Annotated in this window: 1 protein-coding gene; it reads left to right on the forward strand. The window is 37.8% G+C overall.

The genetic code is table 11. The features are described 5' to 3' along the window. Window positions 1-66: 66 nt before the first annotated feature. Window positions 67-1,232 (forward strand): IS3-like element ISAba21 family transposase gene (locus tag E2B99_RS12805; RefSeq protein ID WP_085940850.1). Its coding sequence is split into 2 segments (ribosomal slippage): window positions 67-325 and window positions 325-1,232, totalling 1,167 coding nucleotides; the frame shifts between segments, so codons are not numbered across the junction. The last annotated feature ends 42 nt before the right edge of the window (window positions 1,233-1,274 follow it).

Here is a 1,274-nt window from a genome sequence, read left to right on the forward strand (position 1 = left end):
TGATGTGTGCTGAGAAAACAGGAGGTTTTAACTTGGTAAACTATAGACACTCATCAGGAGTTTACCATGAGCAAGAAACAGAAGACTTACACCGCAGAATTTAAAGTTGAAGCAATAAAATTGATTGAAGCCAATCAAGGCAATGTATCGGAAACAGCCAGACAACTTGGCATTTCAATGCAAACTCTTTCAAATTGGAATAATAAAGCAAAGACTGGCACCTTAGCAGGCACTAAACAATATTCACCTGATCTAAATGCCTTACTCGAAGAAAATAAAAAGCTCAAACAACAGCTCAAAACAGCTGAAATGGAACGTGAATTTCTAAAAAAGGCAGCAGCGTACTTTGCGAAAGAAAGTCAGTAAGGTACGCCTATATGAAACAGCAAAGACATTTATTCCCGATTAGCTTTATGGCTAGATTACTTCACGTTTCAGTGTCACGATTTTATGATTGGCTAAAACGAGGCATGAATAAAAGATTGGTTCAGCGAAATCAACAGACAATTTTGGTCAAAATAGCTCATGAGGAAACTAAACAAAGCTATGGCTATATTCGATTAACTAAGCATTTACAAGCGCAAGGTATCAAAATCAGTACGTATGCTGTACGTCAAATAAAAAAGCTCAACCAGCTGTATTGTAAGCGTCATAAGCGTTTCAAAAGAACTACGAAGAGTGATCATAATCGAGCGATCTACGCAAATTTACTAGAGCAACAGTTTTCAATGACTAAGCCCAATCTTGCATGGTCAAGCGATATTACATACATTTGGACTGCTGAAGGTTGGTTATACTTGGCAGCAGTAAAAGACCTGTACACGAAACAAGTGGTTGGCTATAGCTTAAATGAGCGTATGACCGCACAACTTGTTTGCAATGCACTGACTATGGCGATTCGTAATCAAAAACCAACGAAAGGCTTAATTGTTCATTCGGACAGAGGCAGCCAATATTGCAGCCATGAATATCGAAAGATACTGGAAAAATGTGATTTTCAAGGTTCAATGAGCAAACGTGGGGACTGTTACGATAATGCACCGATTGAAAGTTTCTGGGGCATACTCAAGAATGAATTAGTGCATCATTGCAACTATAAAACCAGAGATGAAGCTAAAGCAGATATTACAAAATACATTGTGTTATTTTATAATCAGCGAAGAATTCAAAAGAGTTTGGATTTTAAAACGCCAAATCAAATAGCAGAGAACTTTTATCGGTTAGCTGCCTAGCATATCCCAAGTGAAAGTCTCCTGCTAATTCAGCACATATCA

It is taken from the genome of Alkanindiges illinoisensis (assembly GCF_004377485.1).
Taxonomy (GTDB): domain Bacteria; phylum Pseudomonadota; class Gammaproteobacteria; order Pseudomonadales; family Moraxellaceae; genus Alkanindiges; species Alkanindiges illinoisensis_A.